General features: G+C 59.6%; 9 protein-coding genes. All 9 read right to left on the reverse strand.

All coding sequences use genetic code 11. The annotated features are described in order from the left end of the window. Positions 1-8: 8 nt before the first annotated feature. On the reverse strand, positions 9-827 hold the full coding sequence (locus KB449_RS27110; RefSeq protein ID WP_282911351.1) for a carbohydrate ABC transporter permease: 819 nt from the start codon (positions 825-827) through the stop codon (positions 9-11). A gap of 29 nt (positions 828-856) precedes the next feature. Then, positions 857-1,729: a carbohydrate ABC transporter permease gene (locus tag KB449_RS27115; protein WP_282912919.1), complete on the reverse strand. Its 873-nt coding sequence runs from the start codon at positions 1,727-1,729 to the stop codon at positions 857-859. Between the two features lie 128 nt (positions 1,730-1,857). Next, the gene (locus KB449_RS27120) at positions 1,858-3,225 is read right to left on the reverse strand and encodes an ABC transporter substrate-binding protein (RefSeq protein WP_282911352.1); all 1,368 of its coding nucleotides are present in this window, start codon (positions 3,223-3,225) and stop codon (positions 1,858-1,860) included. A 117-nt stretch (positions 3,226-3,342) separates the two neighbouring features. Further along, entirely contained in the window at positions 3,343-4,146 is an 804-nt protein-coding gene (locus tag KB449_RS27125; RefSeq protein WP_282911353.1) for an HAD-IIA family hydrolase, read from the reverse strand. A gap of 226 nt (positions 4,147-4,372) precedes the next feature. Next, positions 4,373-9,811 carry a glycerophosphodiester phosphodiesterase family protein gene (locus tag KB449_RS27130; protein WP_282911354.1) on the reverse strand — a complete coding sequence of 1,813 codons (5,439 nt, stop codon included), beginning with the start codon at positions 9,809-9,811 and terminating at the stop codon, positions 4,373-4,375. Between the two features lie 250 nt (positions 9,812-10,061). Beyond that, positions 10,062-10,625, reverse strand: coding sequence for a glycerol-3-phosphate responsive antiterminator (locus KB449_RS27135; RefSeq protein ID WP_282911355.1), 564 nt, complete (start codon positions 10,623-10,625; stop codon positions 10,062-10,064). A 233-nt stretch (positions 10,626-10,858) separates the two neighbouring features. Beyond that, positions 10,859-11,773, reverse strand: coding sequence for an N-acetylglucosamine kinase (locus KB449_RS27140; protein WP_282911356.1), 915 nt, complete (start codon positions 11,771-11,773; stop codon positions 10,859-10,861). A gap of 216 nt (positions 11,774-11,989) precedes the next feature. Then, a complete protein-coding gene (locus tag KB449_RS27145; RefSeq protein WP_282911357.1) occupies positions 11,990-13,576 on the reverse strand; it encodes a glycoside hydrolase family 3 protein in 1,587 nt (528 codons plus the stop codon). Positions 13,577-13,656: 80 nt separating this feature from the next. Beyond that, the gene (locus KB449_RS27150; RefSeq protein ID WP_282911358.1) at positions 13,657-14,802 is read right to left on the reverse strand and encodes an exo-beta-N-acetylmuramidase NamZ family protein; all 1,146 of its coding nucleotides are present in this window, start codon (positions 14,800-14,802) and stop codon (positions 13,657-13,659) included. Between the last annotated feature and the right edge of the window lie 3 nt (positions 14,803-14,805).

The raw sequence follows: 14,805 nt of genomic DNA on the forward strand, positions 1-14,805 counted from the left end.
TAGGCCGCTCATTTAATCCCGGATTGAATAAAGCTGTTCATGAACTGTCGCTGGAACAACAGAAAAACGGCCAGCAGCGGGGTGACGACCAGCAGCGTAGCGGCGCTGACCTCGCTCCACTGCGCGCCGGTCTCGAACGACAAGGCGAAGATCGCCAGGCCGACCGTCAGCGGACGATTCTCGATGGAATTGGTCACGATCAACGGCCACAGATAATTGTTCCACTGGTAGCTGACGGACACCAATCCGAATGCAAGGTATGCCGGACGAGCCAGCGGGAAGTAAATTTTCCATAAAATTTTCCACCTAGAGTAGCCCTCCATCGTCGCCGCCTCGTCAAGCTCCGACGGAATCGTCAAAAACGTCTGCCGCAGCAGGAAGATGCCGAACGCCGAGGCGAAGTACGGCAGCATGACGCCAAGCTTCGTATCGAGCAGCGACAATTCCTTGAGCACGGTGTAATTCGGAAAAATCAGCACGTCGGCCGGCACCATGATCTGCGCGAGAAACAGCAGAAACACGAGGCTTTTCCCATAAAAACGCAGCCTTGCAAAAGCGAACGCCGCCATCGTCACGGATACCATCTGAAACGCGAACACGCAAACGACAATCAGGATCGTGTTGATATAATACTGTCCGAACGGCGCGGCCGCCCAAACGGCTGCGAAGTGCTGCAGCGTCAAATCCAGCGAAAACGAAGCGGAAAGCGCAAGCGCCTTCGGACGGAAAGCGGTCGCGGTCAGCCACAGCAGCGGCACGCTCCACAAGGCAGCGAATAGAAAGAGGAGCCCTCGGCTCGCGAACCTTTTCAAATGCGGCATCGGCATCGCCTTTCTGCTCCCCGGCACCAAGAGAGCTATTGATAGTGAACCTTTTTATCCAGGCCGAAAAATTGAAGCGCAGAGAGCAGCAGCAGCAGCCCGATCATCACTACGGTCAAGGCGGAAGCGACGCCCTGATCCCAGAAGCTGAAGGCCGTCTCGTAAATGTAGTAGAGCAGCAAGCTGCTGGCGTTGTCCGGCCCGCCCTTGGTCATGACCATCAAGTGATCCACCAGCTTAAACGAATTCGTCAGGGCGACAATCGCAACAAAAAGCGTCGTCGGCATGAGCAGCGGAAACGTTATTTTGCGGAAAATCGTCCAGCGGCTCACGCCGTCCACATACGCGGACTCGTAAAGGTCGGGCGAAACATTTTGCAGACCGGCCAAATAAAAGATCATGAAATAACCGGCTTCCTTCCAGACCATCATCACGATCAACGCCCACATGACCGTATGCGGCGATCCGAGCCAGTTCATGTCGCTCGCCCCAAGCGCGGTGACGGCGCGGCTCAGCAGCCCGTATTCCGGCGTGTATATGAACAGCCATATGTTGGCTGCCGCAATCATAGGGATCACTGTCGGATAGAAGAAGGCGGCGCGGACCAGTCCGATTCCCCGCGTCGCTTTGTTGACGAATACGGCCATCACCATCGCCAGCGCAATCGAAGCAGGCACCGTACCCAGCGCAAACCACAAATTGTTGGTCAGCACCTTCAGGAAGATCGAATCGTCCAACAGTCGGACATAGTTGTCTACCCCGACAAAAAGCGGTTTAGACGTCGCCAGATCCGCTTGGTACAGACTCAGGCGAATCGTCTTCGCAATCGGATAGAACGTGAACAAAAACAAAAACACGAGCGACGGCAGCAGCAGCAGCCAGGCGAAAACGTTTGTTTTCCAGCGCATTCGCGTATTGACACCCAATGGACAGCCTCCTTCAAGCCGGTATGCCAGCCAGTAAAACGAAAGCGCGCCTTGGCCGGGGGAATCCAGGAAACGTGCGGCCGGCCAAGGCGTTCTTCCGTCAGCCATGCTTATTTGTTAAATGCTGCAAGCGCCCGATCCGCTTCCTCCTGCGCCTTCTTAAGCGCATCTGCGGGCTTCAACGTGCCGGTCAGCGCAGCCTGCACCTGATCGTTCACCGTCTTCATGACCTTGCCGTTATTGTGCGTGGACAGTTCGGCCGAAGCGTATTCGAGCTGATCGCGGGCGACTAGCGCAGCAGGGAATTCAGCCGTATACTGCTTCATCCGCTCGGTTTCGTAAGCGGACTTTTTGACTGCAACATAACCGGTGTCGATGCTCCATTGAGCCGCGCGTTCGCTCTCGGTCATGAACTTCACGAATTTCCAGGCCGCTTCTTGCTTCTTCGGATCGATGTCCTTGAAGATATAGAAGTTGCCGCCGCCCGTCGGGCTGCCGTACGTCTTGTTGGCAGGCAGGAAGCTGACGCCGAAGTCGAACTTGGCGTTTTTCTTCACGTTGGTCAGATTGCCCGTCGTATGATACATCATCGCGGTCTTGCCTTCCAGGAAGTCGGACGGAACCGTTCCCCAGTCGGTCGCTCCTTCCGGCATCACCTTGTCCGTCTTGGACAGATCCGTCCAATACTGCAAGCCCTCCACATTCTCGGGCGTGTCGAGCATGACCTTTTTCCCGTCCTGGGTCATCAGGTTATTCCCGTTTTGCAGCGCAAACGTCTGAAGCATCCAGTAGCCGAAGCCGGTTACCGGTATTTCCAATCCCCATGTACCGTCATGGGTGAGCTTTTTGGCGTAATCCTTCATCTCTTGCCAGGTCTTCGGCGGCTTCGCCGGATCGAGACCCGCTTCCTTGAACTTGTCCTTGTTGTAATAGAGCACGATCGTGCTGCGTTGGAACGGAATGCTGTACGTCTTGCCGTCCGTCTGGGAGTTAGCCAGGAAGGCCGGATAGAAGTCGGATAGATACGAAGCTCCGCCCTCTTGCGCGATGAAGTCGTCGAGCGGAACAATGGCGTTCATATCCAGCAGGCTGAACAGCTCCGTCGATTGGAGTACGGCGACATCCGGAGGCGTCTTGCTTTGCACGCCTGCCTGCGTCTTCACAGCCGTATCCGCATAGCTGCCCGTATACACCGGCTTGACCGTGATGTTGGGGTTTTGCTTGGTAAATTCCTGTGTCATCTGCTCGATCGTCGCCGTCAGCGGGCCGCCTACCGATATCGGATAGTAGAAGGTCAGATCAATCTTCTCATCGGCGTTGGCGTCGCCGGTTGCAGCGGCGGAAGCGGAACCGGAAGCGGAAGCCGCCGGCGAGGAAGATGCGGGGGCGGAGGAGGAATCTGAGGCCGCCTGGCCGCAGGAAGCCAATGTAAGGCAGCAGAGCGTCAAATAGACCAATTTCTTCGACATGGAACGCATACAATCTCTCCTTTAAATGAATTACATAGGATATAAAACGGTTCGGCGCCACGTCTGCTTTTACTGTAGCAGACAAGTGTCAAAGCCGATCGCAGCCGTGTGAAGCCTGCGTAAAAATCAGACGCCGCCCGTCTGGAAAATAGTCGTAAATTCGCGCAACGAGGTCCATACGTAATCCGGCTTGATCGGGGATTGCCGCATATCCTGCTCGGAAGCGACGCCGGTGAGCACAAGAGCGGTACGCAGTCCCATATTGGAGCCGAACAGCATGTCCGTCTCCAGCCGGTCTCCGACCATCAGGCAGCGTTCTGCCGGCAGCCCGCTTTTCTCCAGCACCTTGGCGCCATAATACTTCGAGGGCTTGCCGATCACTGCCGCTGCGGGGACGCCGCTCGCGGTCTCGATCGCCTTGACCATGGACCACGTATCCGGTATCAGATCGCCGATCACCGGACAGTTCGGGTCGGGATTGGCCGCGATCAGGGAAGCCCCGTTGCGTACGGCTTTCGTCGCCCGGTGCAGCTTGCCGTAGTCGAAGTGCATATCCATGCCTACCAGCACATGCGAAGCGGAAAGCGGGTCGGCGGTATGCGCGATCCCTTGCTCCTCCAGTTCGTCCATCATCGCTGCTTCGCCTACTACGTAAACCGTCGGCTTCCCCTGCGCTTCGCTCAGGTAGACGGCAGAGAGGTAAGCGGCCGTCACGATCTCGTCCAGCTCCACCTGCAGTCCTAGCCTCCGCAGACGCAGACAGCAATCGGCTCTCGTTCGCGTCGTCGTGTTTGTGAGAAACAATATTCGCTTGTCCGCCCCACGCAGCGCGCCCAACGCTTCCGGCACGCCCGGGAGCACCTGCTCTTCGAGCATGATCGTCCCATCCAGATCAAAAAAATAGCCATCCAATTGAATCCATTCCGGCAATCTTTGCGCAGCCTCCCCCTGGTGCAAAATGCAAAAAAACCCTTTTATCCGGCAGACGGATGCAGGGCCATAAGGCCGCGCGCTCCGTCCGCCGAATAAAAAGGGTTTTCTCCTCGTCTCGCACCCTTGTTTATTCTATTTCTTTCTTCTCTTTAAATATAGCTCAATTTTGTTATGTTTGTGTCAACTTGATATGAATACTGTGTAAATCCGTCGACTGTGTAAATCAGTTGATAAAGCTCGCGCGGGTCAGCAGCCGCTTCAGCATAACGGCGGATTGGGCCCGGGTTGCCACGCCGTTCGGCTCCAGCATATCGGCTGTCTTGCCGTTGATCAGTCCCGCTTGAACCGCTGCGGCCAGCTCGGACTTCGCCCAGCCTGTCGCATCGGCATCCTTGAATGGCGCCAGCGCTTCGTCGCGCTGCGCTGCCGACAGATTGAGATCGATACCTGCATACTTCATGGCGCGGATCAGCATCGCCGCCATCTCTTCGCGCGTGATCTCTCGATTCGGACGGAACGTACCGTCCTCGTAGCCGCTCAGTATGCCCGCCTGGGCCGCTGCAGCGACTGCGTCGGCATACCAGTCCGCACCCTGCACGTCGCTGAAGACGCCGTTTGTGCCCGCAGAAGCCAGCCCCAGGGCGCGTGCGACCAAGGCCGCAAATTCCGCTCGGGTAACGCTTCTGTCGGCATCGAACCGGTTTTCGCTGACCCCGTTCACGACCAGCTTGTTCGCCAGCAGCTCGATGTCGGCCTTCGCCCAATGACCGGCGGCCAGATCGGCGAAGTTTCTGTTGCTTGCGACGACCGCGTATACGCCATCTTCGCCGCTCTTTATCGTCACGATCGCCTTTCCGCCCAGCGTCGCGAATGTGGCAGGAACGAATTGCAGCCGGCCCGTTTGCGGATCGTACCGGACGACCGTCGCCTTGCCCGGATCGAGGATGCCGTCAAGCGTCCATACGCGGGACACCTTGCTGTTTTCCAGTCCGACAGCCATAGCTTTTCCGTCTTTGCCGGACACTTCCGTTCCCAGCTTCACCGCTTCCGCAGCCAGCTTGCCGCCGGCAGCCGTAACCGCGCTGCTCACAGCCGCTGCGTCGCCGGCAGCCAGCTTGCCGACTGTAATGCGGAGATTCAATTCATTCACTTGGCCGCCGAGCTGCTGCGCCCATTCGTCAAGCTTCAGGGCGGACAGCGGGAGCGTGTAGGCCATGCGATTGCCTGCCACCGTCAGCGTCTTGTCTCCCGCACGGACCGCGTCGATCAGCCCGGCCGCCGGCAGGACCACCGTGTCTCCGCTGAAGACGATTTGCACCTGGCTGTTTGCCGCGAACGATTTTTTCAATTCATCCGCATCCGCTTTGCCGTCATTGGCCTGAATGGAGCCTGCAGCCCCAGTACCGCCGGACGATTGGCCGGGAACCGTCGACGGCGTGCCATTGTTGCCACCGTTGTCGCCGCCATTGTTGTTGCCGCCGTTGTCGCTTGCGACTTCAATGGTGATCGGCTGCGAATACATGTCGTACTGGCGACCCGAATCGATGACCTGGGTCGCTCTCAGCAGCGCATGAGCCTGCCCTGCCTTTTTCGCCGTAACCGTCGTTCCTTTCACCTCAACCACATCTTGCCCGTCCAGCAGGACGATTTCAGGCACGACATCCATTTTCGCTCCCTTGTAGGAGACCACGGAAGCGGACAGGCTGAGGCTGCCGTTTTGAGCCATTTGATACTTGTCCTTTGCGGACTGGACGGAAGCCATCCAGTCCGAAGCATAATCGGCGTAGTCGGTCGTGATCCCCCAAGGTCCCCGCAGGAACATGGCGATAAAGTCGTTCCGGTCGTTGACCGTCCAGGGCGATACGATGAGGCCGCGGTAATGCGCCGCATCCAGAAATTTTTGACCGATTCTGTAGAAGCCGACATTAAAGGTCGAATTCGTCTTTTGAACCATGAGGAGCGCGTCGCGCAGCGATTTGTTCACATTCGATTCATCCGCGCTGATGCCGTTGACCAGCAGACCCGTCGGCATCTCCGGCATTTGCTGCCGCAGCCTCGCCAATTGCTCCGCATTGAAGGACATCATGTTTACCGCATTCTCCGCCTGCTTCTCCGTCATCTCCCGGATGACCGCATCGATCATTTCCGGCTTGGAGGACTTGATCTCGGACTCGACCATTTTCCCGACCGACATGGCAAGCTCAAGCTGCTCCTTCCACGTCGGTATTTTCAAATTGGGGTATGCCGTCGGATTCGGCTTGTTCGCATTGAGCGCCTTCAACTGCTCCAGCGTGAAGTCCTCGACTTTGCCCGTTCCGTTCGTCGTACGATCCAGCGTGTCGTCGTGCACGATGACGATATGCCCGTCCCGTGACAGCCACATATCGTTTTCGATAAAGTCGCCGCCCGCCTCGAGGCCGAGAATGTTGCTCTCGATCGTATCCTCGGGCGCCTGCGACGGCAGCCCCCGATGCGCCAGAATAAACGGCTTGCGAATAAGGGTCGTATTGCCGTCGTACAGCTTCATGGCATCGTTCGCCGCTTCGGGCGAATCGGTCACGATGCCGTCCACGCCCGCCGTGATCACCCGGTGCATGTTCAAGGCCCGCTCCGCCTGCGGAGAACGGTCCGTCGCCCAGACGACGATCGACCGCATTTGGAGGTATTCGACCGTTTCTTTGGATGCTCCGGCGTCCTGCGGCAGGATGGCGATCCGCGCATCGCTGGCGGCCGTCTCCCTCCGCACGGCAAGCAGACTGTCCTTCGTAACGGCGCGGCCGCTGAAGTCGAGTATGCCTCCCAAGATCGGATACGCGGCCCGCGCTTGCTTGATCAGCGCGCCGTCGTCGGACGCGACAAGGGCGTCTTCAATCCCCTTCGTCTTCAGGAAGTCGACCAGCCGGTCCACGGTTTGCTTGTCCTTGACATAAAAAACCGGAATCATCGACGTCCCGATCGCGTCCATCGCCGCATCCAGACCGCCGATTTTCACGTTACCCTCGCGGGCGCTGACTTGCAAATCGCCGTCCACGCGCAGCAGGACCGATGCCGGCGCATTCTCTCCGCCCCACTTTTGGAGATCGCCGAGCGACTGGATTTCCGCCGCGACCGCAGGCGCAATCGCGATTTTCGTATCCGGCGCCTTCACCTGCACGAACTTCTCGGCTGCCGAAGGCGGCAGCTTGCCGTCCTGCAGGGCGATCCGGATGTTGTCGACCTTGATTTGGCTGCCGTTCGCCTGCAGTCCGATTCGGCCTTGCTTATACGCCGTTGCCGACTCCGTGTCGACGATCAGTTGGTCGTCGATCCACTGCTGCACACGATTGCCAAGCGTCAACACTTTGTAATGATACGCTTTGCCCGTTTGCAGCGATTCGCTGTGCGAGGCCTTCTCGAGGACATTCCATCCATTGGCAGGCGTTCGTTCGGCGAACTCGACGCCGTTGGCGGAAGCACTCTGCCGTACAGCCATTTGGTAGTAAGGATAATTGTTGTTTTGAACGCGATACATAATCGACTGCCATCTTCCCGAATCGTTCGCCGCCAACAGCGTGACGTCGGCTTCAATCTTGTAGTCGCCGAACTTGCCAAGATACTCCGGGAGCAGCACTCTCGAAGGATTGTCTCCCCCCGAGCGCGCGTCCAGCTCGAACGCCCCCGATTTGACGGTCGCCGCGGCAGCCGTCGAGCCCTCGATCCGCGTCCAGTCCGGCGGCATGACGCCGTCCGTCAAGGCGTCGAAGTTCTGCTCGTACAGAACATAGTCGCTGTCTCCCGCATTTTTGACCGCCACGGTCAGATCGACGCGACCCGCTCCCTTTTGCGCGGTAACCGTATAGACCCCTTTTTTCACAAACGACTTGAGCTTGCCGTTGTCGATGACGACCTCTCCGGACGAGGACGACCAGTCCACTTGATCGCCCTTCAGCTTCGCCGTAGAGAAATCATTGTAGCTGCCCTCGAACGGAATCGTGCCCAGATCGATCGGCTGGCCGGATACGGCCAGCAGGTAGCCGGTATCATGCTTCAACGACGTCAGTTGGACGCCGGCGGCGGACGGCGTGACGCTAATCTCCTTCTCGGCTTCCGCATTGTAGTAGACGGCCTTCACCTTGGCCGTACCTTCCTTGACCGGATAGATGCGGTTGTCGACGATTTTAAGGACGCTTTCGTCGGAGGAATACAGCTTGACGCGATCCGCCGGCACCGGGTCGGTTATACCGTCCGAGTAGTAGACGGCGTATGTAACGCTGGCCGGTCCGGTCAGGGCCTCCAGCGAATTCGGCAGCGCCATGTCGAGCCGGTCCGCCGTGATTCTCGTCACCTTCAGATTATCGAAGGATACGTTGCTTTGATCTCCCTGGAAGCCGACTCTTCCCTTTTGCGGAAGGACGTCGGACGGCAGATTTTTATCTCCGTAGAGCGTAAATTCGGCGTCGCTCTTCGCTTTCAAGTATTGTTTGACATTGTTGTCGAACACTCTGAGCTTCATCGTATACGTCTTGCCGGTGTCCAGTTGCGCGCCCGTCGCGCTGATCGGCGTAGGCGAGTACCAACTGCCGTCCGCTTTTCGGTAGGCCGTCTCGATCGTGCCGTTTTTCTTGATCGCCATCTGCGGGTACGGCGCCTTGCCGGTCGAAGGCGCACGGAACATGACCGAGGCCCAGCGGCCGCTGTTCAGGAAGGCGTCGAACTTGACGTCCGCCTCAATCGTGTAATTGTCCCATTGGACGGGAGCGACAATCCGGCTTTGCTTCCCCGATTCGTTCCCGTCGAACACGAGGCTGCCGTTGCCGTAGGTGTCCCGGACGACCGAGAACGACTTGCTGCCCGCATTGACATCCGACACCCAGCCGGACGGCGTGCCGCCATCGGGATAGCCGTCAAAATTTTCGTCCAGCAGCACCGGATCGATATTGCCCGACACCGGATGACTGTCCGAAAGCGTAAGGACGCCGTAACCCGACGTATCGTTCCAGAAGGAGTCCTCGTGATATGCGCTCCAGAAGCTCGTCCGCTGCTCGGCGGAGTCGGCTCCGTACCGGTCCGTCGTGCCGACATTGAAGCCCAGTTGCTTCTTCAACACCGGGTCAAAGTTCAATACATCCCACGGCACCGCCATTTCCAGACTCCAGCCCGTCTGCGTCTTGCTGATGGAGCGGAGAATTTTTTTCTCATCCTTGCTGCCTTGATTGTTGGGCGCCGCTCCAAAATGAAATTCCGGCGTTTCCGTCCCATCCTGGTACACGAGTCCGATCTGCATATCGTTCTCGATAAAAGGAGCCGACTGATGCATCGAAGGGTCCAGAAAAATATTGATATTGTCTTGTTCGAACCAGTAACCCGAGGCGTTAAAAGCAGGCGTATCGTCGTCGGCCTTCACGCCGACATACAAATATTGATTGTCCCACAGCAGACCGAAGGAGGAATCCTTGAACGCCCCTTGGCCCGCCTGCACCGTCATTTTCTTATCCAAGCTCCAAACCGATTCATCCAGCTTGCCGTCGATGACCGGCGCCGTCAGCGTCTTATTGACCTCCATCGCAATTCTGTCCGGTTCGGCCGCAGAGGCAGTCGAAGATGAGCCGAGCGGCTGCAGCAAGCCTGCGACAATTGCGCCCGCAGCAGCGATTTGGACTAGCCTGTTCCTGATTTTCGGCATACGTTTCTACTCTTCCTTTCGCCATAGAGATTGGATTGCGATTGATGCGAGCAGCACAAAAAAACCCTTCATCCAGCTAACGGCAAAGCACCGCCCCGGCGGGGGCTCCCGTTCACTGCACAAAAGGGTTTTCTCCTCGTCTCGCACCCTCGGTATTCGATTGTGTTTCCTGCTATTACTCTAGCAGCGAATTGTTAACCCCGCATCAACGAGGCTCTCATAGATTGTAAATCCGCAAAAGATGCCCGCGTTACGTCCAGAGATGCCGGCTCCCCATCGAGACGGCGCTCGCACCGGCGCGCAGAGCGGTCTCGATCTCGTCGTGATTCTGAATCAGGCCGCCCGCGATGATCGGCAGCGAAATCCGTTCCTTCAGTCGGGAAATCACGCTCGGGAGCAGGCCCGGCATAATCTCCGCCGCATCCGGCTCGTTCTGCACAATGTTCTGAACGCTGTGCTCAAGCGCAGACGTATCGATGAGGAACAGTCGCTGGATCGCCAGCAAGCCGTTTTTTTTCGCCTGCTTGATAAAATGGCTTTTGGTGGAAATAATGCCCGTCGGCTTGACCCGATCGGCAATATAGCGCATCACGATCGGGTCGCCGCCCAGACCGTTAATAAAGTCAACGTGGAGGAATACCTTTTTCCCCGCTCTCGTCACCTGCGCTACATAATCGTCGACCGTCAGCAAATCGCCGATCAGCAAAAAAACGGCCGGCCAATCCCCGCGGCAGGCCGCCTGCAAATCCTCTGGCTTCCGGACTGCGGGAATGATCCGTTTGTCTCCCCAGTAATCGTGTAATCCCGTCTTCAATTTACCGCTTCTCCTCTCCATCCATGCCGTTGCAAAAAGGCACTCTTTATCAACTTAACAGCGAAATGTTTGTAGAATGTGAAGGAGAAAGGAAAGGGTGAGCGAAACACGCAAGTCGAATCGCGGAGAAAGCCCATGCGCAAGCGCATGGGCTTAAGAACAAAAGGAACGGCGCCGGCCAGTCGCACGAAGCTAAACCCAGGAGACCGCCTCGCATCGCGCCGAACGGCTGCTTACTTCCCGAGCCGCGCCAGCGCCATGAGCGCGGCGCCGGCCGAGGCGTCCCGGCGGGGCGCGACGGCCCGGATGCCTGGGCAGCGCTCCCGCAGCTCCGCTTGAAACGCTTCGCGCACCTGCGCGCTCCGCAGCAGCACGCTGCCCGCCATCGCCAGCTCGCCGCCCTCAAGCGACAGCCGCTCCGCGACGGGCAGCACCAGCTGCACCAGCTCTGCGGCCGTGCGCTGCGCGACGCGAAGCGCCGCCCCGTCCCCGGCGGCGCAGCCGTCCGAGAGCAGCGGCGCGAGCGCCGCGATGTCCTGCTTGCCGGTGCCCTTGTCGTAGACGAATCGGACGATCTCCTCCACCGATCCGATGCGGAGCCGATCGTAGATCATCTCCGTCAATACGGTCGCCGGAGCGCGGCCGTCATGGGCGCGCACGACAGCCGCGAGCAGATCGCGGCCGATGCTGTAGCCGCTGCCTTCGTCATCGATCAGATAGCCGAAACCGCCCGTACGGTGAACGAGGCCGGACTCGCTGCGGCCGAAGCAGATCGATCCCGTGCCCGCAATCAGAATCATGCCGTGCTCGCGCTCCAGCGCGCCGTACAGCGCGGTCTCGTGGTCGCCGACGACATGCAAGCCGCCTTGATAGCCGGCTTCGCGCAAGGCGGCGCCCAAGCGGCCGGGTACGGTCGGATTGCTGACGCCGGCAGCGCCGACGACCATCTGCCGGCAAGCGTCCGGACCGCCGCAGGCCGCGGAGATCGCGTCGGCGATCTCCGTCAGGCTGCGTCTGATATCCATCTCGTCCCGCCCATTGTAGTTGATCCCGCCCGATTCGAACGCGAGCACCATGCGCCCGGTCTCGTCGAGCACGGTTACGGCCGTCTTCGTGCCGCCTCCGTCCAGTCCCGCCGCATATATCATCCGCGCCTCCCCGCCTTCCTCATCCCATTCGTTTGCTCCCGAAATCTGCCGTATCCGCCTGCGTTCGCACCGGTTCGATCCTGCCCAAGCTTAATCCGGTACCGGAACCCGGAACCCGCTATCCGGAACCTTCGACCGTTTCCCCGTCGTCATTCGCGCTCTATGGCTTTGGCACGATGTTCGCCCTTCCGAATCCGAGGCCGACGCCGCGGTTCTTTACCGATGCCACACGTTCCCGATGCGTCCCGCAGGACGAACTTTTCCAGACAACACCCGTGCCACGGAATCCAGCGACAGCGCCGTGTATTCAAACGCGGCGAGCCCGCAATCGATGCCCTCCAGCGCTTCCAGATCGTAAGGCTTGCCTAGCGCGACCGCCGTCACCCGCTTGCCAGCGGCGACGAGCCTGCGCACAACCTCGAGCTGTCCCGGATTGTCGCTCCCGTTGAACAGCCCGTACATGACGCGGTCATAGCGTTCGGCTTCCCGCAACACGCTGTCGATCTCCGCTTCGACCGGATCGATGCCAACGAGCATCCGCCCGCCTCCCAGCCGGTCCGCCATAACGTCGGGGAAGCTCAGATCGCCCGCGACCCGGCTCGAAGCCTGATCGGTCCGGTACGGAAGGCTGCCGACAAACAACGTGCGCGTCTCTTCCGGCCGCAAGGGGTCGAGACTTCCCGACACGACGCAGATGCTCGCATCGCTGATCGCCGCGGCTTCCTTGCGGTGCGTCTCGCAGCCGACGACGGTAAGCGGCGGCGCCTCTGCCCCGGAAGCGTATTTCCCCTTATAATACAGCACTTTGTCCAACGCCGCGTCCAGCGTCTCCATCGGCAGCTCGCCGGACTGCACCGCTTGCTCGATCACCTCGACGGTCTCGCGGACCAGCGACGGCGTATGGCTGACGAACAGCAGGTGGATGCCCGCCTTCAGGGCGCCGAGCGCCCCCTGGGCCGTGCCGAAATATTTTTTCACAGCGTCCATCTCCAGGCAGTCCGAAACGACCAGCCCTTCGTAACCTAGCTTGCCCTTCAGCAAGTCCCCGACGATAACGGACGACATCGTGGCCGGTACTCGCCGCGGCTCGATATTAGGGAACATCATGTGCGCGATCATGACCGCCTCGGCGCCATCCGCAATCGCGACCCGGAACGGCAGAAGCTCCAGCGCCTCGAGGTCCGCCAGCGATTTGCCCGACGACGGCAGTCCCAAATGGGAATCGACCTCGGTGTCTCCGTGACCCGGGAAATGCTTGAGCGCAGCCAGCACGCCGCCGTTCCGAAGCCCGCGCAGCGCCTGCACGCCGTATTCGGCCACCGTTTCCGCAGTGTCGCCGTAAGAGCGGACGTTGATGACCGGGTTGCGCTTGTTGTTGTTGATATCGAGCACCGGCGCCAGATTGAAGTTGATGCCAAGCGCCCGCAGCTCCGCCGCCGTGATCCGGCCTGCCGTCAGCGCGCCCGACGGATCTCCGGCGGCCGCGATCGCCATCGCGCCCGGGACGTTCACCGCGTCGCGAGGCAAACGCGTCACACGCCCGCCCTCCTGGTCGATCGAGATGAGCGCCGGGCAGCCGGTCCCCGATTCGACGAGACGATGCAAATCCCCGCACAATCGTGCGAGCTGCGTTTTATTTTCCGCATTATGGGCGAACAAAATGATGTTGCCGACCTTCCAATCCCGTACGAGCGCCTCAAGCTCCTCCGTGACCGACGTCCCGGGAAATCCGGTTACGATCAGCTGGCCTATTTTTTCGCGCAGCGACTGCGGCCTGCAGTATGCGGGTTCCATGTCCGCCATCGATTGATTCCTCCTTCTAAAAGAAACGCGGCCACCAGCGGCTGCGCATGCGCAGCATACCGGTTGTCCGCGGCTTCGTTTCAATACAGATGGAACTCCGACTTCATCTCCCCGAACGACCGGCTCTCCTCGCGGAATCGCGCGAGCAATCCGGGCACGTCCGCCTCCGCGCGCTCCGCCCGGTACATGTCGTCCCCGCCGAGCAGGTCGATGAACGGTCTTGAGCCCTCGCGCACCGGCGGCAAAAACGAAAACGCCTCGTAATTCCGCTTGATCGCGTACAACAAAGACACGCCGGTCTCAAGCGGACGCACCGCGCGTACGTCGGTAACATGAAGCTGAACGCCCCGGCAAAACTCTCCTTGATGCTTGGAAAAGGATGGCTTGAAGTAGGCGGGTCGGAAATACACGCCCGGCAGCGCCAGTCCGTTCATCTCGTCCGCCAGCCGTTCCGCGTCGATGAAGGGCGCCCCGATCATTTCGAACGGAAACGTCGTTCCCCGTCCCTCCGACAGATTCGTCCCTTCGAACAGGCAGGTGCCGCTATACAGCAGGGCCGTTTCGAACCGCGGGATGCCGATCGACGGGTGAATCCAAAGACGGCCCGCATCCGGGAAAAGCATGTCGCGCTCCCAGCCCTCGCAGCGGACGACGTGCAGATCGGCGCCCCAGCCCTGCTGTGCGTTCGCCATCGTCGCGACTTCGCCGGCTGTCAGTCCGTACCGCACGCACAGCGGATAGCCGCCGACGAACGACCGGTAGCCGTCTTTCAGCACATTGCCTTCGACCGTGACGCCGCCCAGCGCATTGAGGCGGTCCAGCACGACGAACGGCTTGCCCGCCTTGGCGCAGTCCTCCAACGCATAGAGCATCGTATAGATAAACGTATAATAACGCACGCCGACGTCCTGGATGTCGTAGACGACCATGTCGACCGCGTCCAGCATCTCCTGCGTGAGCCGCTTCGAGTCGCGCCTATACAAGCTGTATACCGGCACGCCCGTCCGCTCGTCGGTGTAGGTCTCCACCAGCCCGCCGGCATCCTGATCGCCGCGCACGCCGTGCTCGGGCGAGAACAGCGCCGCCAGCTCGTATTGCTCGTGCAGCAGCTCGATCGTTGACTTGAAGCCGTGCGACAGGCCGGTCGGCGAGGTGATCAGGCCGAGGCGTTTACCCTTGAGGAGACCGTCGTAGCGCGCGAGGTTGTCTACGCCGTTCAGGATCATCGC

The sequence above is a fragment of the Cohnella hashimotonis genome (assembly GCF_030014955.1).
In the GTDB taxonomy this organism is placed as follows: Bacteria; Bacillota; Bacilli; order Paenibacillales; family Paenibacillaceae; genus Cohnella; species Cohnella hashimotonis.

Bases quoted from the DNA above. Each gene is read 5' to 3' on its own strand.
- KB449_RS27110 (WP_282911351.1), bottom strand. From the start codon at position 827: ATGCCGATGCCGCATTTGAAAAGGTTCGCGAGCCGAGGGCTCCTCTTT.
- KB449_RS27115 (WP_282912919.1), bottom strand. From the start codon at position 1,729: ATGCGCTGGAAAACAAACGTTTTCGCCTGGCTGCTGCTGCTGCCGTCG.
- KB449_RS27120 (WP_282911352.1), bottom strand. From the start codon at position 3,225: ATGCGTTCCATGTCGAAGAAATTGGTCTATTTGACGCTCTGCTGCCTT.
- KB449_RS27130 (WP_282911354.1), bottom strand. From the start codon at position 9,811: ATGCCGAAAATCAGGAACAGGCTAGTCCAAATCGCTGCTGCGGGCGCA.
- KB449_RS27140 (WP_282911356.1), bottom strand. From the start codon at position 11,773: ATGATATATGCGGCGGGACTGGACGGAGGCGGCACGAAGACGGCCGTA.
- KB449_RS27145 (WP_282911357.1), bottom strand. From the start codon at position 13,576: ATGGCGGACATGGAACCCGCATACTGCAGGCCGCAGTCGCTGCGCGAA.
- KB449_RS27150 (WP_282911358.1), bottom strand. From the start codon at position 14,802: ATGATCCTGAACGGCGTAGACAACCTCGCGCGCTACGACGGTCTCCTC.